Source organism: Acidobacteriota bacterium (assembly GCA_003225175.1).
Classification (GTDB): domain Bacteria; phylum Acidobacteriota; class Terriglobia; order Terriglobales; family Acidobacteriaceae; genus Gp1-AA112.
Genome location: QIBA01000033.1, coordinates 93366 through 113199, shown reverse-complemented (window position 1 = coordinate 113199; position 19834 = coordinate 93366). Strand labels below are relative to the sequence as shown.

At 57.3% G+C, this 19834-nt stretch carries 22 protein-coding genes and 1 pseudogene; 13 read left to right on the top strand and 10 right to left on the bottom strand.

The features are described from left to right. Positions 1–199 precede the first annotated feature (199 nt). Positions 200–442 carry a hypothetical protein gene (locus DMG62_05280; protein PYY24127.1) on the top strand — a complete coding sequence of 81 codons (243 nt, stop codon included), beginning with the start codon at positions 200–202 and terminating at the stop codon, positions 440–442. Further along, positions 439–834, top strand: coding sequence for a VapC toxin family PIN domain ribonuclease (locus DMG62_05275; GenBank protein ID PYY24126.1), 396 nt, complete (start codon positions 439–441; stop codon positions 832–834). Before DMG62_05280 ends, DMG62_05275 begins: the two co-directional genes overlap by 4 nt. A gap of 322 nt (positions 835–1156) precedes the next feature. On the opposite strand, the gene DMG62_05270 is transcribed toward DMG62_05275, so the two are convergent. The 7 genes and pseudogenes from DMG62_05270 to DMG62_05240 form a co-directional block, all read right to left on the bottom strand. Beyond that, on the bottom strand, positions 1157–1582 hold the full coding sequence (locus tag DMG62_05270; protein PYY24125.1) for a PIN domain nuclease: 426 nt from the start codon (positions 1580–1582) through the stop codon (positions 1157–1159). After that, positions 1579–1899: a hypothetical protein gene (locus DMG62_05265; GenBank protein ID PYY24124.1), complete on the bottom strand. Its 321-nt coding sequence runs from the start codon at positions 1897–1899 to the stop codon at positions 1579–1581. Before DMG62_05265 ends, DMG62_05270 begins: the two co-directional genes overlap by 4 nt. 149 nt (positions 1900–2048) lie before the next feature. Beyond that, positions 2049–2258 carry a hypothetical protein gene (locus DMG62_05260; protein ID PYY24123.1) on the bottom strand — a complete coding sequence of 70 codons (210 nt, stop codon included), beginning with the start codon at positions 2256–2258 and terminating at the stop codon, positions 2049–2051. Between the two features lie 13 nt (positions 2259–2271). Continuing rightward, positions 2272–2844, bottom strand: a complete 573-nt coding sequence (locus DMG62_05255) for a polyketide cyclase (GenBank protein PYY24122.1) — start codon at positions 2842–2844, stop codon at positions 2272–2274. Beyond that, positions 2841–2984: pseudogene (locus DMG62_05250) on the bottom strand (transcriptional regulator). Before DMG62_05250 ends, DMG62_05255 begins: the two are co-directional and overlap by 4 nt. A gap of 42 nt (positions 2985–3026) precedes the next feature. Beyond that, positions 3027–3425 carry a glyoxalase gene (locus DMG62_05245; protein ID PYY24121.1) on the bottom strand — a complete coding sequence of 133 codons (399 nt, stop codon included), beginning with the start codon at positions 3423–3425 and terminating at the stop codon, positions 3027–3029. Beyond that, the gene (locus DMG62_05240) at positions 3422–3817 is read right to left on the bottom strand and encodes a transcriptional regulator (protein PYY24120.1); all 396 of its coding nucleotides are present in this window, start codon (positions 3815–3817) and stop codon (positions 3422–3424) included. Before DMG62_05240 ends, DMG62_05245 begins: the two co-directional genes overlap by 4 nt. A gap of 169 nt (positions 3818–3986) precedes the next feature. On the opposite strand from DMG62_05240, the gene DMG62_05235 reads away from it, so the two are divergent. From DMG62_05235 to DMG62_05225, 3 genes are all read left to right on the top strand, one after another. Then, complete coding sequence (locus DMG62_05235; protein ID PYY24119.1) at positions 3987–4811, top strand: hypothetical protein; 825 nt, start codon at positions 3987–3989, stop codon at positions 4809–4811. Positions 4812–5130: 319 nt separating this feature from the next. Further along, positions 5131–5619 carry a hypothetical protein gene (locus DMG62_05230; GenBank protein ID PYY24118.1) on the top strand — a complete coding sequence of 163 codons (489 nt, stop codon included), beginning with the start codon at positions 5131–5133 and terminating at the stop codon, positions 5617–5619. A 77-nt stretch (positions 5620–5696) separates the two neighbouring features. Then, positions 5697–6119, top strand: coding sequence for a hypothetical protein (locus tag DMG62_05225; protein ID PYY24117.1), 423 nt, complete (start codon positions 5697–5699; stop codon positions 6117–6119). Between the two features lie 103 nt (positions 6120–6222). Here DMG62_05225 and DMG62_05220 read toward each other — a convergent pair whose 3' ends face one another. Beyond that, positions 6223–8781, bottom strand: coding sequence for an ABC transporter substrate-binding protein (locus DMG62_05220; protein PYY24116.1), 2559 nt, complete (start codon positions 8779–8781; stop codon positions 6223–6225). Positions 8782–9185: 404 nt separating this feature from the next. On the opposite strand from DMG62_05220, the gene DMG62_05215 reads away from it, so the two are divergent. Together DMG62_05215 and DMG62_05210 are read left to right on the top strand one after the other, a co-directional pair. Then, positions 9186–9515: a PadR family transcriptional regulator gene (locus DMG62_05215; protein ID PYY24115.1), complete on the top strand. Its 330-nt coding sequence runs from the start codon at positions 9186–9188 to the stop codon at positions 9513–9515. Positions 9516–9527: 12 nt separating this feature from the next. Then, positions 9528–12170, top strand: a complete 2643-nt coding sequence (locus DMG62_05210) for a hypothetical protein (GenBank protein PYY24114.1) — start codon at positions 9528–9530, stop codon at positions 12168–12170. A 32-nt stretch (positions 12171–12202) separates the two neighbouring features. Here the strand turns inward: DMG62_05210 and DMG62_05205 are convergent, their stop codons facing one another. Next, on the bottom strand, positions 12203–14737 hold the full coding sequence (locus DMG62_05205; GenBank protein ID PYY24136.1) for a glycoside hydrolase: 2535 nt from the start codon (positions 14735–14737) through the stop codon (positions 12203–12205). A 67-nt stretch (positions 14738–14804) separates the two neighbouring features. Between DMG62_05205 and DMG62_05200 the strand changes: the two genes are divergently transcribed. After that, positions 14805–15068, top strand: a complete 264-nt coding sequence (locus tag DMG62_05200; GenBank protein PYY24113.1) for a hypothetical protein — start codon at positions 14805–14807, stop codon at positions 15066–15068. Here DMG62_05200 and DMG62_05195 read toward each other — a convergent pair. Further along, positions 15062–15682, bottom strand: a complete 621-nt coding sequence (locus DMG62_05195; GenBank protein ID PYY24112.1) for a hypothetical protein — start codon at positions 15680–15682, stop codon at positions 15062–15064. The two genes, DMG62_05200 and DMG62_05195, sit on opposite strands and share 7 nt — an antisense overlap. On the opposite strand from DMG62_05195, the gene DMG62_05190 reads away from it, so the two are divergent. The 5 genes from DMG62_05190 (at position 15675) to DMG62_05170 (ending at position 19780) form a co-directional block, all read left to right on the top strand. Further along, positions 15675–15962, top strand: coding sequence for a hypothetical protein (locus DMG62_05190; GenBank protein PYY24111.1), 288 nt, complete (start codon positions 15675–15677; stop codon positions 15960–15962). The two genes, DMG62_05195 and DMG62_05190, sit on opposite strands and share 8 nt — an antisense overlap. A 322-nt stretch (positions 15963–16284) precedes the next feature. Then, the gene (locus DMG62_05185; protein ID PYY24110.1) at positions 16285–16791 is read left to right on the top strand and encodes a hypothetical protein; all 507 of its coding nucleotides are present in this window, start codon (positions 16285–16287) and stop codon (positions 16789–16791) included. Positions 16792–17025: 234 nt separating this feature from the next. Continuing rightward, positions 17026–17733 (top strand): UDP-glucose--dolichyl-phosphate glucosyltransferase, encoded by a 708-nt coding sequence (locus tag DMG62_05180; GenBank protein PYY24135.1) that lies wholly within the window; start codon positions 17026–17028, stop codon positions 17731–17733. Between the two features lie 17 nt (positions 17734–17750). Then, positions 17751–18482, top strand: a complete 732-nt coding sequence (locus DMG62_05175) for a glycosyltransferase (protein ID PYY24109.1) — start codon at positions 17751–17753, stop codon at positions 18480–18482. After that, entirely contained in the window at positions 18479–19780 is a 1302-nt protein-coding gene (locus DMG62_05170) for a hypothetical protein (GenBank protein ID PYY24108.1), read from the top strand. Before DMG62_05175 ends, DMG62_05170 begins: the two co-directional genes overlap by 4 nt. The last annotated feature ends 54 nt before the right edge of the window (positions 19781–19834 follow it).

Genomic DNA, 19834 nt, shown 5'->3' with positions numbered 1-19834 from the left:
TTTCATGTACAGCTCAGACTCTCGCACCTATTTTAGCTGCGCTGAGCGTAACGCAATCTCACAGAAGGAGACCGACGGTCAGCAAGAAGTACCGGCCTCCAGTCTCTCACGCTCGCCGATTGCCATCTCCGCAAGGATGGCCCAATACAGCCCTGGCCTTTTGATGATCTCATGATATCATGTAGTCATGAGACGTACTTTGATCCAACTAGACGAAGCCACATACGGAAAGTTGAGGCAGAAGGCTTTTCAGCAGGAACGGTCGATCTCTTCAGTGGTCCGGGAATTGGTGGAGGCAGGCTTAGAAGGGGAAGTCAGGCGCGCGAAACCGAAGCGTGCGAGTCAATTTTTATCAGTGGCATCGGGCCGATCGAAACCTGGGCATCGCTCTCCCGTTTCGGAGCGGCATGACGAAGCTTTGGCGGCGGCATTCGACAAATGATCTTTGTCGATACTTCGGCGGTCTACGCGTGGGCAGATTCAGCCGATGCTAACCACTCCATTGCACTGCGGCGCCTCAATGCGATTCTCGAAGCAGGGGAAGAGTTGCTAACCCATAACTATGTGCTGGTCGAGTCGATGGCGCTGCTTCAGGCCCGTCTGGGAATAGCCGCGGCGATGAAGCTCGCCAGAGACGCGAGAAATTTCGTTCTCGAGTGGGTGGACGAGGATTTGCATGCTCTTGCCGTCCGAGAGCTGGAGCACCCGAAAAAGCGCCAGGTCAGCCTGGTGGATCACGTCAGTTTTCTTGTAATGAAGCGGCATGATGTGGCTACCGCGTTCGCCTTCGACTCCGATTTCGCTGCAGCAGGCTTCCGGCTTTTTTCGGAGTAGGGCGCGCTGTAGGCTTAAGGTGGTTTCTATGCAGACGGCGAACTTATTTGCATGATCCAGGTATGGATTTCCCGAAAAATCTTGAGTCGCACTGTTGAAGTGCTCCGGGGTTGGTTGCTTTCGCCCACTTCCACTCTTCCACGATCTCAAGGTCTGCCGCGTGTATGATTCCGCGCACTTTCGCGAGCGTCTTGCCGCGCTAGTCGCCAAGTTCCTTGATCTTCTCGTCGATCATTGCTGAAGCAGATTCCATCAGGGCAGTTGTTTTCATGTATACCGGCAACAACCGCAGTTAGCCCGTTGGGGTTTCTCGGCAACTTTATCAGAACAAATCCGTATCGATTCCCGCGACAAACTGAATTCCAGGCACTCCCTTTCCGACTAAGGCGTCATCATTGGTGAGGAATACGTCGGTTTTTGATTCAGCAGCACTGGCGAGGTGTATGGCGTCCGCAGGAGCGAACCCAAAACGTGCGCGGATCCTGGCGTAAACATCCGCCGTTTCATGCGTGAACGGCAGCATCTCAATCGCAGGACCGCTAAACACCTCGCGTATTTGAGTGGCTAGCCTCTCGTCTCCGCGTTTGTAAGGGCCGGTAAGCACTTCCGCCAATGTGAAAGTGCTGGTACACAGAGCGTCACCACGTTCGGTAATTCGGTCCAGTATGTGGGCAATGCGCCGAGCGTATCGCGGATGATCTTCGATCCAGTAGATGAACAGCATCGAATCCCAATAGATTCGGCTCATCGCCCACGCTCTTGGCGCATGCTTCGCGAGAATGCGCTACGTTCGTCCCGAAGGAACTTCTCTCCGCCGCCCAGCTCACGAAAGACTTTTTTTCCGGCTCCGCGGAGTACACGCAAAGACTCCATCGCCGCAATTGGCCGGTCGGGATTCAGCAATTCGAAAGTCAGTTCCACCGTGGTACTTTGCCCCGACGGAGGTCCCGTACGACCAAGCAGACGAAGTGAGTTTTCCTCCAGAAACTTTCGTGAGGCCAGGGCATTGCACACGAGCGGCACGCGATTGTTTAATCTGAGCGCGCGATGGACATCGCCAACCACTACGCGAAACGTAGCTTGCCGGCGACTCCGTGCTGGCCGAACGTAATGATCGCGAACATACCTCCGGACTTTCGACGTCTGTCCTTCACTTGATCGCCGGATCATTTAGCAAGCATAACATAGCAAGGCAAGCTCGAAGGAGCGAACAGTTAGACCGATCCTTTCCAAACCAGTCGTCGAACGACATGGCCCTTCCACATCCAAAGTCCCGAAAGGACCATTATAGGAACGAAGACATACTGTGTAGCGGGTGCGTAGTTTGGAATTTGGTCAAATGGGCTATAGATATAGCCGACGATCGGAATGGCAACGACGATGTGAATCCAGCGAAGAATCGAACGTTGAATAGCTTGGCTCATGGCTCACCTCGATTCAGGGTTTTTGAGCCGCCGGAGGCGGCAAGTTGGGCGTTGCAATACCGAACTGTTTCGCATATTCCACGTGCAGCCGCTGCCAACCACGGAACTTCACCGCCTCGACGCCGGCAATGCGGCCGATAGGAGTTCCGCTGAGAAGACGATCCAGAACATCGAAACAAATGTGCCATCCGGCAGCACCCATTGCGATGAAGCGGCGATCCAGGCTGTGCCAGAGAGTCAGGCGCGTGCCACCGCCAAGGGGTTCGAGTTCCCACCGGGTATTGGCGTCCCCCCAGTTGTACTCAAGCACCTTGGGCGCGTCGGCTCGCGTGACTTTTATTTCGGAAACTTGCGGCGTGGGCGCTGCCATCCACGTGAGCTTTACCTTCGCTCCAACCGTGCACAGGCTCCTATCGGCGTCGAAGGGCGCCCACTCTCGCAGATGCGCCGGTTCGGTAAGCGACCGCCACACTTTTTCCGGCTTGTGGCGCAGTTCTCTGACGAGAATGAGCGTCCACATCTCTCCGTCCTTTTTTACCTGCGCCCCGCTGGCTGGACCCGGTGTGTACTGCTCGCGATCGGTCATTTCGCTCTCCTCGTCTTCCTGGTTGTTCGTGGTGATGGATCCTCGCCCATGCGGTCGAGGTGACGTTCGAGAGCGTCGATTAGAGTGGACCAGAACCGACCCAACTGATCCAGCCAGGCATCCACTTCCCGAAGTGGTTTAGTGTACTGCTCACGATCGGTCGCCTTCTTCATACTTCATCCCTAGCGTGAATACCATGTCAGTTGGGTGAGTTGAATGAGGTTGCCGCAGGTGTCCTTCAGCATCGCAATGGTCGAGCCGGTCACGCCGGTGGGCGGCATGGTGAACTCGGCGCCGCGTGCCTTGATCCGCTCGTAGTCACCCTTGACGTCGTCGGTAAAGAACATGGCCCCGGGCTGGCCCTGTTGAAACATCGCCTGCTGATACGCTTTAGCCGCGGGGTTATTGTTCAGCGCCAACTGCAGCTCAGTGCCGTCCGGCTCCTCGGGCGAGGCCACGGTCAGCCAGCGATATGGGCCCTGACTGAAATCGGTCTTCTTGGCAAAGCCCAGTACCTGCGTATAGAAGCGCAGGGCCTTTTCCTGATCGTCCACGTACACGTTGGTCAATTTGATTTTCATTTCGTTTCTCCTTTTCCACGTTCGCGGTTTCGGCCGCGTCGTCTTCTCCTCGTCTTTCTTTTCGTTGGTGTTGATTGATCTTCATCGATATCCATGCGGTCGAGGTGGCGTTCGAGAGCGTCGACGTGAGCGGACCAGAAGCGGCGGAACTGCGCCAGCCAGTGATCGACCTCCTGAAACGGTTCAGGCTTCAGCCGGTATAGACGGCGCTGTGCGTCGACCGTGGATTCCACGAATCCGGCCTCGCGCAGCACGCGCAGGTGCTTTGACACGGCCGGCTGGGGCATACGAAGTTGACGCTCGATTTGTCCGACGGACTGTTGTGACGAGACCAGCAGACTCAATATCGCGCGCCGGTTCGGCTCCGCAATGATTTCGAAGACAGATTCCACGTCCTTTATATACTCTACATGGCATATACGCGTCAAGGCATATAAAGCGACGGCCCAGATAGAAGGTCACAAACCAGGAAACATTGGGATGGAAAGATTGGCTATGCCGGATCGGCTCTCAACCGCCGGAAGGCAACGTTCGGCAGTACCCTGGGTTCCAACTTGATTGATGCATCGATCGTGTGTAGCAGCGGCTGGCTGGGTTCTGCTCCTGGGTGGGGTGGCGTTTGCGCAGAGTCCCCGTGACCTGGTGAACCGCATGGTTCAAAACGAACTCGCGGCGGCGAAGAACGATCATAGCCAATGGATGTATCGCGATAAGAACTCGCAGCGCGGCACGACGAGAGTTGAAGAAGTAGTGGGCACGCCCGAAGGCTCCATGCGCCGGCTGATTTCCGTGAATGGGAAACCGGCTACCGCCGATCAGGAGAAACGGAGTCAGCAAGACATTCAGAAGTTCCTCACCGATCCCAATTATCGCAAGCAGCAGCGTGAAAAGACCGAGCGGGATGCAAAGAAGGCAACCGAACTGCTTGCCATGCTGCCGAATGCCTTTCTGTACAGCGCAAGCGGGAGGGAAGGCGATACGATCCGGCTTGCCTTCCGGCCGAATCCGAAGTTTTCTCCGCCAAGTCGCGAGGCGAAGGTCTTCCATGCAATGGAAGGCATGCTGCTGATCGACGCAAAGCAGATGCGTCTGGGAAAGCTGAGCGGACACCTCCTGCAGAACGTTGATTTTGGCGGCGGCATTTTGGCAAAACTGAAAAAGGGAGGCACCTTCGAAGTGGATCAGGCGGACGTCGGCGGAGGACACTGGGAAATTACCAGGCTCACCACGCACATCTCAGGTCGTGCGCTGTTTTTCGCGACAATCACACAGCAGCAGGACGAAACTATGAGCGACTTCCGCGAAGTGCCGGCGGGAACGAATTTAGCGAAGGCGGCAGAATTACTGAAAGAGATACCTGCTGTGGCCTCTCTGCAAAAGCATTAGCATCAGCCTGTATTCCTCACCTTTATTATGTCAGCACGTCAGGCTTAGTCTGCCAGTTCTGAGACATTGATCTCGGTTGAGACTTGGCGGTGTGGCCGGGTTGGGCTCTTTCTTCTGCTCTTTGAGGTCTTGCGCTCACCACCCTTCTTGCGCGCGCTGCTGCGTTTCGTCTTTTTTGTGTTTGCCATGTTCTGGCTCCTCGCGAGTCATCCGGTGGGTTATTTGGATGCTCCAGTGAATTCAGGGGTGGTGAGAGCCGAGTTTCTTCGTACACCAGTCAGCAATACCGGATGTAGGTGTGATATGCATCGAACCATGTATGTTCACTCTGGAATTCAGGCCCAAGGAAAGCTCCGGCCGATTGCTGCCGCAGGTCCGCAATGTCGTGCTCGTTGATATGGACGGCACATTGGCCGACGTGACTCACCGTCTGCACTGGATTCGCGGCAGCAAAAAGAAAAACTGGAAGCGATTCTTCCAGGAAATGAGCAAAGATCCACCCAATCCAGTGGTTCTGGAATGGGTGAAGAACCTGGTACCCGAGTACGAGATCTTCATTGTCTCCGGGCGTCCGGCGGAGTATCGGCAAGCGACGACCGACTGGCTGCGCCGCTATCAGGTGCCCTTTTCGGAGCTGCATATGCGGCGCTCCGGTGACCGGCGTCCCGATCACATAGTCAAGCGAGAGTTGCTTGATGAAATCGGCGACGATCGTGTGGCCTTTGTGATTGACGACCGCAACTCAGTGTGCGACATGTGGCGCAGCAATCGGCTGACGTGTTATCAGGTCGCGGAAGGGAATTATTGAAGCCTTCTCTTTGCAGGTGGGCCTAATCACGCCACCCCACTCACGCCGATTGCATCCATCCAATCGGGAGAAGATGCATGGAAAACGACAGCAAGATTGCTTCAGCTTTTTGGGCACTCCGAATCGGATTGGGCGCTACAGCATTCCTGGCAGGTGCAGACAAATTTACCAATCTGCTGACGGACTGGGAAAAGTACACCGCTCCTGACGTCAATGAAAAGCTCCCGATGAGTAACAAGAATTTCATGCGGATTGTCGGGATTATCGAAATGTTAGTCGGAGTGGGCATTCTGAGTCCGCGCACACGGCTCTCGAGCTACGCCGCTTCTGCATGGCTGCTGTCCATTGCGGCGAACCTTGTGCTCAACGACGACTACGACATCGCAGTGCGCGACGTGAACATGGCCTTGGGCGCTTTCGCCTTGGGGCAATTGAGCGCGGCTCGCCAGGAATCATTGCCGAAAGAGGAATTGACAGGCGCCGAGCTAGAAGCTGCCTGACAGATTCTCAACAATCATAACGATGAACGGTTTCCTGCAGGTGCACAGTCGCAACCGTCGGAATATCCGCGAAGTGCTGCCAGCAGCAAAGGGCACAAGCTTCCTACTCGGTTCTCAACGCACTCATCGGTGAAATAGAAGCTGCTCGTCCTGCAGGGATGATGGCGGCGAAGAACGCGCATATCGCCAATGAGATTGCAGCAGCTGAGAGTGCGAGCGGATCCCAAATTGAGACTCCGTACAACTGGGCGGCGATCAGCCGGCCGGCGCCGACCGCCAGGGGCAGGCCGAGCAATAGTCCGAGCAGCACGCGGTTGAAGGCGCCACGCAGCACGAGCTGCACGACGTTGCGGCGGTTAGCGCCCAGGGCCATGCGTACTCCGATCTCGTTGGTGCGCTGCGCAACTGTGTAAGCCGTTACTCCATACAGCCCGACTGCGGCGAGCACCAAAGCTACGATCCCGAACAATCCTGCGAGACTGGCGACGGCGCGCTCCTGTTCGAACGACATATCCACTTGTTGCTGCAGGGTTCTTACGCTTATAAGTGTCAAATTGGGATCGATCTCGGAGAGAATTCGCGTCAGTTGCGGTTCCAGGGCGCCCGGCGAGGCGTCGGTGACGAGCATGCCTGCGCTCACGCCATGCGACGACATTTCGAACCTTCGCATCAGCAGGTCGGGATAATGAACGTACTGCGCCAGCGGCACGTAGAACATCGGGCGTGCCGGTTTGTGCAGCGCAAATCCGGCAAACTTCGCGTCATGCACGATACCCACGATGCGGTATGTGGAGGCATTCTGCGGCAGGTCGAGGCCGAAGTGGTGGTCGAGAGCTTCCTCGCCGCTCTTGAAGAATCGCTTCACGAAGGCTTCGTTCACGATGGCGACGTTCTCGGTATTCTCATTGTCGGCTTCGCTGAAGTTGCGGCCGCGCACCAGTCTCACTCCGAGGCTCTGGAGATAATTCGCGCTTACGCGGTCCCAGGATGCCCCGGCGTTCTCGTTGAATTTTGGAGCTTCGTGGCCTTCGATCATGATGAGCTCGCCCCAGTTGTTAGTGAGCGGGTTATACAGCGCGAGTCCTCCACCTTGGACTCCGGGAATGCTCAGGAGGCGTTGCTCCATTTCACGGTAAAGCGAGGCCAGCTTCTCGGGCCCGTACTTGGATGGCGGCGACTCCAGCGACACGAGCACGCGTCCCGGGACTTTATATCCGAAGTCCTGGTGCTGGAGTTTGTTGAGGCTGCGCGCCAGCATGATGGCACCCGCGACGAGCACAATCGATAGCGTGGCCTGCAGGATCAGCAACGCTTTGCGCGCGAACGACGAATGATCGCCTGTGCTGCGAGTCGATCCGCGCAGCGCGTCGGCTGGGTCAGTGCGCGTGGCAAACCACGCGGGAGCCGCGCCGAATATGATTCCCGTCAACAGCGCTACGAGGAAAGCGAAGCCAAGGACGATAGGGGATGGCGCGGTGCTAATCGGCAGAAAGTGCGCGCTGTGAAAAGCCAGGGAGAGCAGAAGCCGCGCTGCGCCGAAGGAGACTGCGAGCCCAATCATTCCCCCGGCGACCGCCAGGAGAATACTCTCCGTAAGCGCCTGGGCGATGATTTGTCTGCGTGAAGCGCCGATGGCGAGGCGCACGGCGGTTTGCGCGCGGCGTGCCACGGCCCGCGCGAGAAGCAGATTCGCCACATTCGCGCAGGCGATCAGCAGTACTACACCACAAACAGCGAAGAGGATCTGCAGGCTTCGTCCGTACTCTTCTTTCATCTCGGCAACGCCGGCTCCCGCTGGGATGACGTTGATTACCTGGTTGGGGAGGTGACGCTTAATCTCCGGCATCCAGTCGACGGGATACTGCGAGTCCTTCAGCATCCATTGACGCAGCATCGCGGTAAGGCGTGGACCCATGGCAGCCGTCGAGACGCCCGGGCGCACACGCCCGATCACCCGCAACCACGCAGAGAAAGGCGAGTTCAGCAGACCGCCGTCGCGACTCATGACCGCTTCTTGCTGCAGCGGAATCCAGATTTCGGGTGGATCGCCGCGCAGGGTTTCTCCGAAGAATCCCGGAGGCGAGACCCCGATGACGGTGAAGGGGTGTCCTTCGATGATGAAACTTGCGCCTACTACGGACGGATCGGAACCATAGACGGTCTGCCATACATGATGGCTGAGCACGGCAACGGGGGGAGCGGAAAGGGTGTCATCGGCTGGAGTAAAGAGGCGTCCGCCGAACGGGCGCACTCCCAAAGTGGAAAAATAACTTCCAGTTACATATTCGGAACGCAGTGGACGGGCAGCAGTTTCAAGGTGCTCGCGGCGAACCGCCATGCGCCCGCCACCGGCCTGGAACGCCGTGACTTCCTCGAACTCCGGCATTGCCGTGAGCATTTGCTGATAAAACGAGTATGGAAAGAAGCCCCAACGGTCCTGCGGACCGCCTTCCACGCAGCAATCATTCCCTTCTCCCACGCGATAGAGCCGCGCCGGATCGGAGACCGGCAGCGAGCGCAGCATCACAGCATGTATCAGCGTGAAGATCGCCGTCGTGCCGCCAATCCCTAAAGCCAGAGTAAGAACTGCAGCAGTGGTGAACACTGGTGACTGCCTGAACTGCCGAACGGCGTAACGAATACTGCCGGAAAAATTCTGCATTCGCACACTCCGGGGCTTGCACCTGCTGCGCTCTTGAGAAGGTTGAAGTCTGCTGGTTCTGGAACAAGGAACAATCAGTTCGAAAGCGATCATCCGCACAGCGAAGTCGCTTGCACTGTTTATGACGGCTCAAGGCAGATTTGGTGAGCTATGAATTGCCGGTGGCGATGCCCTGCCAGTCTTAGTCTTCGTTGAGAGCCCACAAAGAGAGTGCCTGCTCTCGGTAGGCCGCTGCGGAGGGCGTGCCCGCGTGAATGCCTCAAACTTCCATTCGTGTCGAACGCCCAAATCTCGTATCTCCGGGAAAGGAGCCGGGAACTTCCGCCAACACCAACTTGCTCTTGACAGCGCGCGCTAAGAGTCCGAGACTTCCATAGTCTAACTATGTCACGGAGGCCGCACGCTTGCGTCGAGACGAGATTCCTCCCGGAACGCTTTACCTGTTGATTTTGAAAACTCTCGGCCGCTTCGGCGAGATGCACGGGTATGAGATCGCGAACTCTATCCAGCAGATTTCGGACGATGTTCTGCAAATCGAAGAAGGCTCGCTCTATCCTGCGTTGCAGCGCATGCTGATCAAAGGTTGGGTGACAGCAAGCTGGGGTACAACGGCCGGAAATCGCCGCGCCCGCTACTACCAATTGACCGCCGCAGGCCGCAAGCAATTGGCGGTCGAGCGGTCGCAATTTAAGCGTGTTATTGGAGCGATCTCGCGTGTGATCGAAGCGATCTGAGAGGAGTTCTGCATGAACCGGCTACGCGAACTCGCAAGACGGCTGAGGATGTTAGTCAATCGTCGTCAATTTGACGCGGAGCTCGAGGAGGAGGTGCGCCTGCACCTGGAGCTGCGCCAGGAGGAACATCTCGCTTCAGGCATGGCGCCGAATGCGGCTCGCGAGGCCGCTCAACGCCAGTTCGGAAATGAAACCGCATTGAGGGAGAAGAGTCGCACGGAGTGGGGCTGGGGATGGATTGAGGATTTTCTCCAGGACGTGCGCTTCGGCGCCCGAATGTTGCGTAAGAGCCCAGGTTTCGCCACACTCGCCATACTCACGCTGGCGGTTGGGATCGGAGCAAACACGGCTATCTTCAGCGTGGTCAACTCCGTTCTCCTGCGTCCACTGCCTTATCCTGACGCGAACCGGCTGGCGATCATTTGGTCCGGTTTGGGAAACACCAACCGAGCGCCTGCTTCGAACTTCGAAGTTTTTCAGATTCGCCAACACACGAAGGAGTTTGATCAGGTTGGCGGCATCTGGGTGACCAACGGCGCTCTCCCCGGAGATGGAGACGTGGAGCAGGTGAAGGTGGGCACAGTTACCGCCAACTTTCTGCCGCTGCTATGCCCAAAGCCTGAACTCGGCCGCTTCTTCGCGCCCGAAGACGAGCCGAAAGCACCGAATGCCCAGCGGCCGATCATCATCTCTCATGGAGTCTGGATGCGGCGCTTCGGTGGCGATCGGGGCATTATTGACCGCGTGGTCCGATTTGGGCCGAGATCGGCAGTTGTGATTGGCGTAATGCCTGAGAATTTCCGGCTGATTCTTCCCGGCGGATCGAGTATTGCCGCAAATGTCGATGTCTTCTATTCGACTGGTATCGATGCGTCCGATCCTCTTGGGCCGGCATATCTTCGTTTAGTTGGGCGCCTGCGCCCGGGAAGCAATATCGCAAGAGCCCAAGCCGAAGCGGATTCCATCGCAACCCAGATCACTTCGTTTGACGGAAACTCAGGGATTTCCAACTTTCGCCTGTACGTCTATTCGCTTCAGGCAGAAGACGTGCGCGAGGTCCGCGGCACCTTACTCTTTCTTTTTGGCGGCGTTGCTCTAGTGCTGCTCATCGGATGCACAAATGTTGCTAATCTGCTGATGGCGCGGGCCACACAGCGCCTGCGCGAAACCACAGTTCGCGTTGCACTCGGCGCATCGCGGGGAAGACTTGTGCGCCAACTCCTGACGGAGAGTCTGCTCCTTGGCTTCCTCGGCGCAGTGCTCGCCCTTGGCATTGGCTGGGCCGCCGTGCGTGCAATTCTGGCGGTCCGGCCGCCTTCGCTGGCAAACCTCGGCGAGGTTCAACTGGACTTGCGCGTCCTGGCCTTTACCTTCGCAGTGGCCATAGTTACCAGCGCGCTCTTCGGGCTCGCGCCGATGATCACAGTGAATCGCTTTGACTTGGTTCAAAACCTTAAGGAAGCGACACGCCCGGCAGGGTGGACTGGAAGGCGCTGGAATAGCGTACTTGTTTCGGCCGAAGTGGCTCTGGGATTTGTACTCCTCATCGGAACCGGTTTGCTGATGCGGACCTTCGTCAACATTCTGCGCGTTGATCCTGGCTTCCGCGCAGAAAACGTCTTCACTTTTCAGCTTCCTCCGCCGAATTACGAGATGCTGCGGCAATTGCAGCAAAATCTTAGAGCCCTTCCCGGTGTTGAATCCGTTTCGGCGGTCTCGCATATTCCGCTTGAGGACACTGCGAACTGGTATGACTATTACTGGAAGCAAGGCACGCCCACCGAACTGCGGAGCACGGTTTACGCAGACCATCGTTCTATTCTGCCGGGATATTTCAGCACGATCGGCGCGACGCTGCTTCATGGCCGCGATTTCATGGAAGCTGATAATGCTGCACACGAGCACGTAATTATCATCGATGATCTTCTCGCACACGAGCTCTGGCCGGACGGCGATGCAATCGGAAAAAAGCTCAACATCTCAGACTCTCCCAGCGGTCCGTATCAGTTCCAGCGAGATTGGGCTGTCGTTGTCGGTGTGGTCAGACACATTCAATGCCACTCGCTTACAGCGATCGTGCGGCCGCAGATCTATGTTCCGTTCCAGCTCGCGCCACGGCCAATGGCGATTGTCATTCGCACTGCCGGCAACGTCTCTGGTCTTACTGACGCGGCGCGCAAGCAGGTAGCCCTGCTGAACAAAAACATGCCGGTCTCCCGCGTTGCGCCTCTAACGGATTATGTAGAGAGAGCGCGTTCCGAGAGCCGCTTTGCCTCGTTACTTGCGATATCGCTCTCCGCAATCGCGCTTCTGCTGGCCTGCATCGGCATCTATGGCGTTCTGTCGTACTCGGTAGCGCAACGCACCAGTGAAATCGGCGTTCGCATGGCGATCGGCGCTCGCCGCGTGGACATAATGAGAATGGTGCTGGCCGATGGATTTGCGTCCGTCCTGCTCGGTTTAACCGGCGGCTTCTTACTGTCGCTCGTCCTGACGCCGCTGCTTGCGGGATTGTTATTCGGCGTGAAGCCAGGGAATCCGGCGAATTACGTGTTGATCGTGGCGATCGTGCTGCTCGTAAGTGCGCTTGCATCATTCCTTCCAGCACAACGCGCAATGCAGATCGATCCGCTCACGGCTCTGCGGCATGAGTGAATCATCTTGGCAAAAAGTCTGGCCAAGGCCTCCTAACGCTGCGAATGAGTCATCTGTGTGTTTGTTGCTGATACTGCCGCTGTGGGCTGAGTCTGATTCACCAGCGCGTTCGCCGCGTTGGCTGCCAGAACCCATCGGCTGGCGACGTCAATGACGTATTCGTCTTCAAACCAGAGGAAGCCGAAGTCGTCGATGCATTCCGGGAAGTCCGGCTTGATGATGATGTAACCCGGAATCACGCCGCCAGGAATAAACGTATTGTCCGCGCGGTTGTTTCCGTAGGCCTTCAGCTTGGAAACTGTTCCGACTCCAGAGACATAGGACGTGCTCGATACCGGATGCGTGCCGAGGATGTAGTTGGCGGCGCGCAGCGTGTAGTCGGGGCTGACGATCTCGGGGAAGGCTTTGTGCAGGAAGTACATGCGCGCACCGAGATCGATTACTTCGATGGCGCCTCCCCAGGTGCGCAGGCTGGGCGGGACTCCGAAGGGCGTGGCGGCCAATTGCTTATCCAATTCGGCGACGTAGGAGCGGACCGCGGTTTCGACTTGATGTTTGAAGCCCGCGTCCATGTAGGGCAGGGCGAGCACGGCCATCCAGCCGCCGAAGCCAAAGCGCTTTTCCACATTGGGAAACATTTCCAGAACGTGCTTCTTGTAGGCCTGGCCGCCGTTAGTCGCGAGGAGTAATTGCACCGTCGCTTTCCACTCTTCATTGCGGACGATTCCTTCGGCGAAGTTCTGTGGTGTTTGCCGGCCGGGCGGTGACTTGATCGGAGTGGGATGCGCTTGTTCCTCCGTCCACAGCTTCACGGCCGTTTCCAGACAGTGTTTGGCCAGCCCATCGTCCCAGCCCTTTAGCGCCTGGGAGGCGGCGGCCAGCGCTGCGATGGATCCGTATTGCAGGCGCGGCTCTTTAGTGGTGAACGCCCAGCGATCATCGGGAGCGCCGGAGAAGTTTCCATCCACCTGGTGCGGGGTGAGTTTTGCGTTGTAGACACGTCCGTCAGTCTTCGATGCTGCGTCGCCCAGGTGCGTATACTCGCGCAGATTGGGCTCCATGATTTCGGGTACCGGATGGCCAATGGAATTGATCTGTCCGAGCACCTGCAAGACGCCGTGCTTCACCTGTTGTACCGCATCGGGAATGCCGTCAGGCCGGTGCATCTCGACTGTGCGGGCGTTCTCATCTACGGTGAGCTCGTCCCATTTCAGGCTGAACTCTTTGTAGGCGAGCGCGAGGTCCTGGATCACCGCGTATTGGGTTTCCGCGCGGATGTCGTAGTCGCCGGCGTCGTACCAGCCGCCGACGTTCAATCCGGGAATGTGCTGGCCGGGCTGAAAGGGAGAATCGGTGTTCGGACCCAGCCATGCGCCGTCGAAATGATTTGTGTTCGGAGGAGCCTGGCGTGCGTCGTCGAGGTGCGAAACGCCGTGCCACAAACGGTAGCCTTCGCGCACGGAGACGTGGTCCATCTCAACGGCGAGATAACCGTCGAGGCTGGATTGCCAGCTGCGGCTGTAGACGTCTTTGGAGATAGGAAACAGGTCGGTGCGCTGGTCTGCGTATTCGATCGCGTACAGGCCGGGATCCTTCACTGAGGAGAAGTCGAATTTAGCGTAGGCGTACCGCAGCCACGGCTTGGGCGCCGAGATCGGCGCCTCGAAGACCGGCTTGTAGGAGCCGTCGTCGGCAAGGCGGAGCAGCTTCGCCATTTTGGGCGCGTCGAATTTCGGATCGAGTTCGATCACAGCGACCTTCGGGAAATTCGGAGCGTAGCCGATCTGACTATGCGCGATCATCGGCGGACGCGTCCAATTCGGGATCACGTTCGGACGGATGTGCCAGACCACAGCGCCTTCGGACTTGCCGGAGGGAATCAGAGTGCGCAGTACGAACCAGCCGTTCTGCGCGCGATTGCGTCCGTCGTAGAGGGCGAGCGGGCCGGTTTCGGAACTGATGCTGATGCGATGCAGAGGATCTTCCGTAGCGAAGGTGATGTTATTTCCCGTAACCAGCGGAAGCGGCTGCGTGTATCCCTTCGCCTCGTCCCACTCCTCCTGGTAGGGCAATTTCTTCGGATCGTCAGGGGAGGGCAGCACTTTGTGCATTTCTTCCTGCGGGCTGCGCGGGAAGATGCCGAACGCGTTGCCATCGGCGGCGTAGGTCTTATCCATATAAATCGACGGCAGAAATTCCAGATTGAAACCCGCGCGTCCAGCCAGCTTCTCCGGCAAGGGCTTATCGAGATTCACGCTCACGCGCACGCCGCCCGGCTCGGCAGCCACTTCCAGGCGATAGTCCATCTGATAGCTGGGAAACGAGAGATCGGCGGTGAGGCGGTTGTGATCCTTGTCGGCGTGGCGTCCCTTGAGCTGCGCCACCAGGTCCCACTGCTCGGGAGTGGGCATGAGGCGTACATCGCCGTTGGTCGCGATGCGCTCGCCATGAAGAATCATCTCCATGGCGGTGTTCTTCTGGTCGACGAAAATAGGGTGGAACGTGCTGTCGTAAAGCATCACGTTAAAGCCCTGCGTCGCCAGATAACCTGTCTCGGTGACTTGCATCGTGAAGTCAGCGCCCAGAGCGGGCAAAGAGATCAGGAATACCAGAGTGAACAGGAAGCGAGTGGGCATGAAGGTTTTTCCGGGGACTAAGAGTACCGAAACTGCCACTCAATTGCCAAGTCTAAAACGTTTTAGGCAAAAACCAGTATTGTCTGGTGGGGCTACCACATTGCACCTTCCATTCGGGCAGGACCCACGGGTAGGGCGAGCGTTGATCCTGAACGCGGGTACGCATTGTGCATCATCCTTTATGGAATGCGAGGTTTACCTGCGCATGAAGAATCAAGCCCACCGGATTAGGGATTTTGATATTGGCTCTCAAGCTCAGTAAGTGAGGCGCAAGTCATGCACCCATACTGAATATGGATCGGGATTGCCGTTGGCGTTCAGTTGGATGTGTACGCCGAAGTCGCCGTTCAGACCATTTACAGGTTGTGGGTTGAAGGCCATGTTTACAGGCACGATGTTGCCGTTGGCGCCGATGGAGACAAATACAGCCTGGCCGTTGCTGCGCTGGAACTCGAGCCGCAGTTGGGTGTGAGTTGAAGGCGCCGGCCTCGCGCACGGTACCGAAGTGGGAACCCAGCGCTGATTGGCAGGATCCCAGAGTTGCCAGATGCCGTACCCGAACGAGCATTGCGTGGCGAAGTCGTACCACTGGCCATCGACGATCTGGTTAGCCTCGTACTCGATGCCAAACGACGCGCCGGGATTCTCGATGTACTCGTCGAGTGTCAGAACAAAATGTGAGGCAGTGGGATCGGTCCCCAGCCGCTTCCACCACAGCGCATGTCCCCATGCAGCTCCCTGACCCAGCGAGAATTGCGCCGTGCCGGACTGGGGATAGTTGAGTCCCTGAGTCATCGAATAGCTGATCGTTCCACCTCCGGAGCAGGTGTCGCACGAATCCCAACCAGCCATCTGCTCGATATTGCTGATGGTCACATTCGGGGATGGGACCGGAGCGGGCGATGATGTCGGGGTCGGATTCGGGCTCCCACCTGAGGAACCCGGTGCAGGCGGAGTCGTTGTGCCTGTAGGTGCGGGCGCTGTTGTGGATGAAGGCGCCGAAGGCCCGGAACTCGAAGCTGGGAGGGGACCCGTAATTGTTGTGCTGGTTAGCGATGAAGCTGCGCCACCGCATCCAGAGATCGCTAAGAAGAGTATGGCCGATAGACCAGCGCTCAGCATTGCCAGGGGAAAGAAACGCATTTCCCGATTTTAGAGTTCACTTAAGTCAAGACCGAAATGGAATCGCGTCGTAATTCGGAATGATTACGATGGCCATGAGAGTAGCTGAAGAGCAACTCACATCCGGCGCTGTCCCGCCGCGGGCTGTGTGCTGCCCCACATCAGCGCATGGCGCAATGAACCATCGCTTAGGGGAACTAATCCGAAAAGTGCTGATCCAAATGCCTTGGTCCAATATGTTCGTGTCGGTGGTTCTGGCTTGATCATGGCAGCGGAAATTGGCAGCAGTATGAACAAGGGGTTTAACATTGCCATGCTCAGTGGTGGTAGTTCAATTTGCTGGAAAGAGGATACGAATGACGACAAGCGTGAGTTCAGCGAGAACCGAGGCGACCGGAGCTGGCAGCATCCTCGATGCAGCAAACGGCTTGGCACTGGTTCGCGTGACGGTCGGGGCAATGTTTGTATCGGTTTTTTTCGAGAATCTGGGAAAGGGCCTTTACAGTCCGGCAAACTATGCAGCTTTGATCAACTCCTACATTAAGCAGAGCCACTCGCCTGCCGTGTGGAAGTCGGTGATGGCGCTGGCTGCGAATCATGCGACGATGGCTGCTCCTATGCAGGGCTTGACCGAGATCTCTCTCGGCATCCTGCTGGTCATTGGTCTGGTGACTCGGCCGGCAGCATTTGTGGCTTTTCTATTTCTCGGCAGTCTCTGGATGTCGGAGTTGGGCCTCGGATGGATCTGGGAACTGTTGGTTCCGGTCCTGGCGTGCCTTGGACTCGCCATTGGACGTGCCGGACGAAGGTGGGGCATGGACGCACTGCTTGCAAAACGGTCGCCCTCCTCTCTGTGGTGGTGATCGAGCGAAGCGGTCGCACACTCTATGCCCGATATGCTGATAGGTGGAGCAGGCCGATTCCGGCCTGCATTCACAATCCGAAAAGAAACCTATTCAGCTACTGAGGTAAATTGGGTGCAGCCAATTTACCGCCAGAGGTTAAAGCCAGAATATGAGCATTAGCAGCGACGCAGGCCCGAAGCTGCCTGCTCCACCCAATTGCCGTACAGCTACTTTGAAATCGTCTTAATTCACGTGCGAGTCTCGGTCATTATTCCTACTCACAATGAGGCACAGTCGATTGGGCGCGTTCTTGCGGATCTTCCGTCCGATCTCGCGACCGAAGTCATTGTTGTTGACAGCAACTCGAACGATGGCACGGCGGAAATCGCCGCGAAGCTGGGAGCGCGCGTCGTGCAGGAACCGCGTCGTGGATATGGACGCGCCTGTCTGACAGGACTGGCGAATACCAGCGCGGCTGATGTTGTTGTCTTCCTTGACGGCGACTACAGCGACCGTCCCGCTGAACTTCCCATTCTCTTAGCGCCAATCAGCAATGGAGTTGCCGATATCACGATCGGAGGCCGCATCGGCGAGCACGGCGCTTCCGCGGCGCTGCCTTGGCATCAGGCGTTTGGAAACCGACTCGCTGCCACTCTGATCAGATTCCTCTACGGTCTTGACATCAGCGACCTTGGACCTTTTCGGGCCGCACGTGCCGATGTACTTCGCTCACTCGCGCTGGAGGAAACCACATACGGCTGGGCGGTTGAGATGATTCTCAAAGGCGCGCTGGGCGGATTCCGCGTGGTTGAAGTCCCGGTGAGCTATTATCCGCGCATCGGAAAATCGAAGATCGGCGGTACGCTGAAGGGCAGTATCGGCGCCGCCTGGTTCATTCTCAGCTTGATCGCGAGATACTATTTCCGGCAGCGGAGAGCCGGAAGTCCGCGGCCGGCGTAGGTTCCCCGTCAAAATCTATGACATCTTCAAGCGAGACGGTGGTGCATCCTTCAGGGAGTGACCGTGTGCTGGTGATTATGGCGAAGGCACCACGCCCCGGCACAGTTAAGACGCGTTTGACTCCGAACCTCTCTCCTACAGATGTCATTTCCTTTTACTGCTGTCTCCTCGACGATACGCTGACACTGGCGCGGTCATTGGGCGATGTGGAAGTTGCCATTATGTGCCCGGAGTCCGATGTGAGCGAGTTGACCCAGCTGGCAGGCGAAAACGCAAACGTAGTTGCGCAGAAAGGTGAAGGTCTGGCTGCGGGGCTCACTTCAGTGTTTGCCCACTTCGCGCGAGATCGTCACCGACGGACGATTGCCTTCAACAGCGACAGTCCACATCTGCCGCGTTCGGTTCTCGAAGATGCATTCGAAACTCTCATCTCGCATGACGTGGTCGTGGGACCGACCCACGACGGAGGCTACTATCTCGTAGGGGCAAAGCCTGGGCATCCTACGCTTTTTGCACACGACGGAATGGGCACCACGAGCGCACTGGAGAGGCTACTATCACGCGCACGAGCTCTTGAGCTGACGGTGGGTTTCGCAGATCCATTTTGGGACATTGATGTAGCTGACGACCTGGATCGTCTGGCAGCGGAGTTGCGCCAAGCTCCGGCAAGAGCGCCGCGCACGGCACGGTGGCTTAAAGAGTGGGAGCTTGCGGCAGCACAATTGCGTACGGGCACGGGAGAAATGTGAAGATGACCCCCGCGTGGAGAGTGCATCTCCTCGGCGCCACGTTGTGCGTGGCACTGACGATCTGCTCACGCAACTTCGGCGATAGAGGCGGACCGTACTTCATGGCCTCATTGACGCTTGCGGGCGTCGTGTACCTCTTAGCGATCCGTGAGTTTTTTGCCAGGCCAAGATTCTCCCGACGCGTTGTCGTCATTGGCCTCCTGCTGGCTGCTGTGTGGCACATTGAATTTCTTCGGATGCCGCCGGGCGCGGATGACGATATTCATCGATATGTTTGGGATGGCCGCCTGCAGAGGCTCGGCTACAACCCTTATCTTGTCGTTCCCGGCGATCCTTCCGTTAAAGGGCTGCATACTCCCGAAACCCGCACCTTGAACAATCCGGATCTACCGAGTCCATATCCAGCGGGAGCGCAGCTCTTCTTCCGTGCCTTTACCGGTATTCACGAATCTGCGTTTGCGCTGAAGGTAGCATTTGTGGTTTGCGAGCTCGCTATTGTTCTCTTGTTGTTCGATGTCTTGCGTTTTAGCCGGCAGGGCGAGCACTTGGTTCTGGCGTTCGCGTGGAATCCATTGTTGGCGATTGAGGTAGCGGGAAGCGGTCATATTGACATTGTTGGCGCGCTATTGCTGCTCGTGTCCGCTGCTGCGCTGCTCCGCCGATGGCGTGCGACTGCGGCCGTTGGATTTGCCCTAGCTGTAGCAGTTAAATTTCTGCCGATCGTACTTTTGCCTCTTTACTGGAAGCGCGTTCGCATTCGGGACGCTGTGCTAGCGCTTAGCCTCGTCGCCCTTCTGTACCTTCCATTTCTGAGTCACGGCCGTATTCCGGTCGGCTCGCTCGGCGCGTACGTGCAGAGTTTCCGCTTTAATGGTCCAGTGTTCGGAGCGCTCGATCGAGTGGCGCCGCCGCAGTGGTTAGCTGCGCTGGCAGTGCTCGTTGGATTAGTGACTGCAACCTGGCTTAGAAGCGCAGCGACCGAGTGGTCTCCGGAGACGTTTGCGTGGCCAATGGCAGCATCTCTCTGGTGCGCACCCGTCGTATTCCCCTGGTACCTTCTCTGGCTGCTGCCATTTCTGACGTCGGCTTCGACACTGCTGATTGTGCTCTGGACTGTGAGTATTTTCCCGACATATATAATGTGGCACTTCCGCGCACTTGGGCGTCCGTGGGGATCGCTTCCTGCTTGGGTCATGCTGCTGGAATATGGATGCCTGGCAATGGCCGGTGCAATTCTTGCTTTGCGCCGGATCACACGATCGGCGACGTTACTACGCCAAACGAGCCAAGTAGAGTGAAGCCAACTTCACGAGATGTATTCTTGTATCCGGGAACCTTTGTGCGTCATCCAA

Excerpts from the sequence above, each read along its gene's own strand:
- DMG62_05275 (PYY24126.1), top strand. The coding sequence starts at position 439 with ATGATCTTTGTCGATACTTCGGCGGTCTACGCGTGGGCAGATTCAGCC.
- DMG62_05190 (PYY24111.1), top strand. The coding sequence starts at position 15,675 with ATGGTCACATTCGGGGATGGGACCGGAGCGGGCGATGATGTCGGGGTC.
- DMG62_05220 (PYY24116.1), bottom strand. The coding sequence starts at position 8,781 with ATGCAGAATTTTTCCGGCAGTATTCGTTACGCCGTTCGGCAGTTCAGG.
- DMG62_05200 (PYY24113.1), top strand. The coding sequence starts at position 14,805 with ATGAAGGTTTTTCCGGGGACTAAGAGTACCGAAACTGCCACTCAATTG.
- DMG62_05185 (PYY24110.1), top strand. The coding sequence starts at position 16,285 with ATGACGACAAGCGTGAGTTCAGCGAGAACCGAGGCGACCGGAGCTGGC.
- DMG62_05255 (PYY24122.1), bottom strand. The coding sequence starts at position 2,844 with ATGACCGATCGCGAGCAGTACACACCGGGTCCAGCCAGCGGGGCGCAG.
- DMG62_05230 (PYY24118.1), top strand. The coding sequence starts at position 5,131 with ATGTTCACTCTGGAATTCAGGCCCAAGGAAAGCTCCGGCCGATTGCTG.
- DMG62_05210 (PYY24114.1), top strand. The coding sequence starts at position 9,528 with ATGAACCGGCTACGCGAACTCGCAAGACGGCTGAGGATGTTAGTCAAT.
- DMG62_05260 (PYY24123.1), bottom strand. The coding sequence starts at position 2,258 with ATGAGCCAAGCTATTCAACGTTCGATTCTTCGCTGGATTCACATCGTC.
- DMG62_05225 (PYY24117.1), top strand. The coding sequence starts at position 5,697 with ATGGAAAACGACAGCAAGATTGCTTCAGCTTTTTGGGCACTCCGAATC.
- DMG62_05175 (PYY24109.1), top strand. The coding sequence starts at position 17,751 with ATGACATCTTCAAGCGAGACGGTGGTGCATCCTTCAGGGAGTGACCGT.
- DMG62_05245 (PYY24121.1), bottom strand. The coding sequence starts at position 3,425 with ATGAAAATCAAATTGACCAACGTGTACGTGGACGATCAGGAAAAGGCC.
- DMG62_05205 (PYY24136.1), bottom strand. The coding sequence starts at position 14,737 with ATGCAAGTCACCGAGACAGGTTATCTGGCGACGCAGGGCTTTAACGTG.
- DMG62_05270 (PYY24125.1), bottom strand. The coding sequence starts at position 1,582 with ATGAGCCGAATCTATTGGGATTCGATGCTGTTCATCTACTGGATCGAA.
- DMG62_05235 (PYY24119.1), top strand. The coding sequence starts at position 3,987 with ATGCATCGATCGTGTGTAGCAGCGGCTGGCTGGGTTCTGCTCCTGGGT.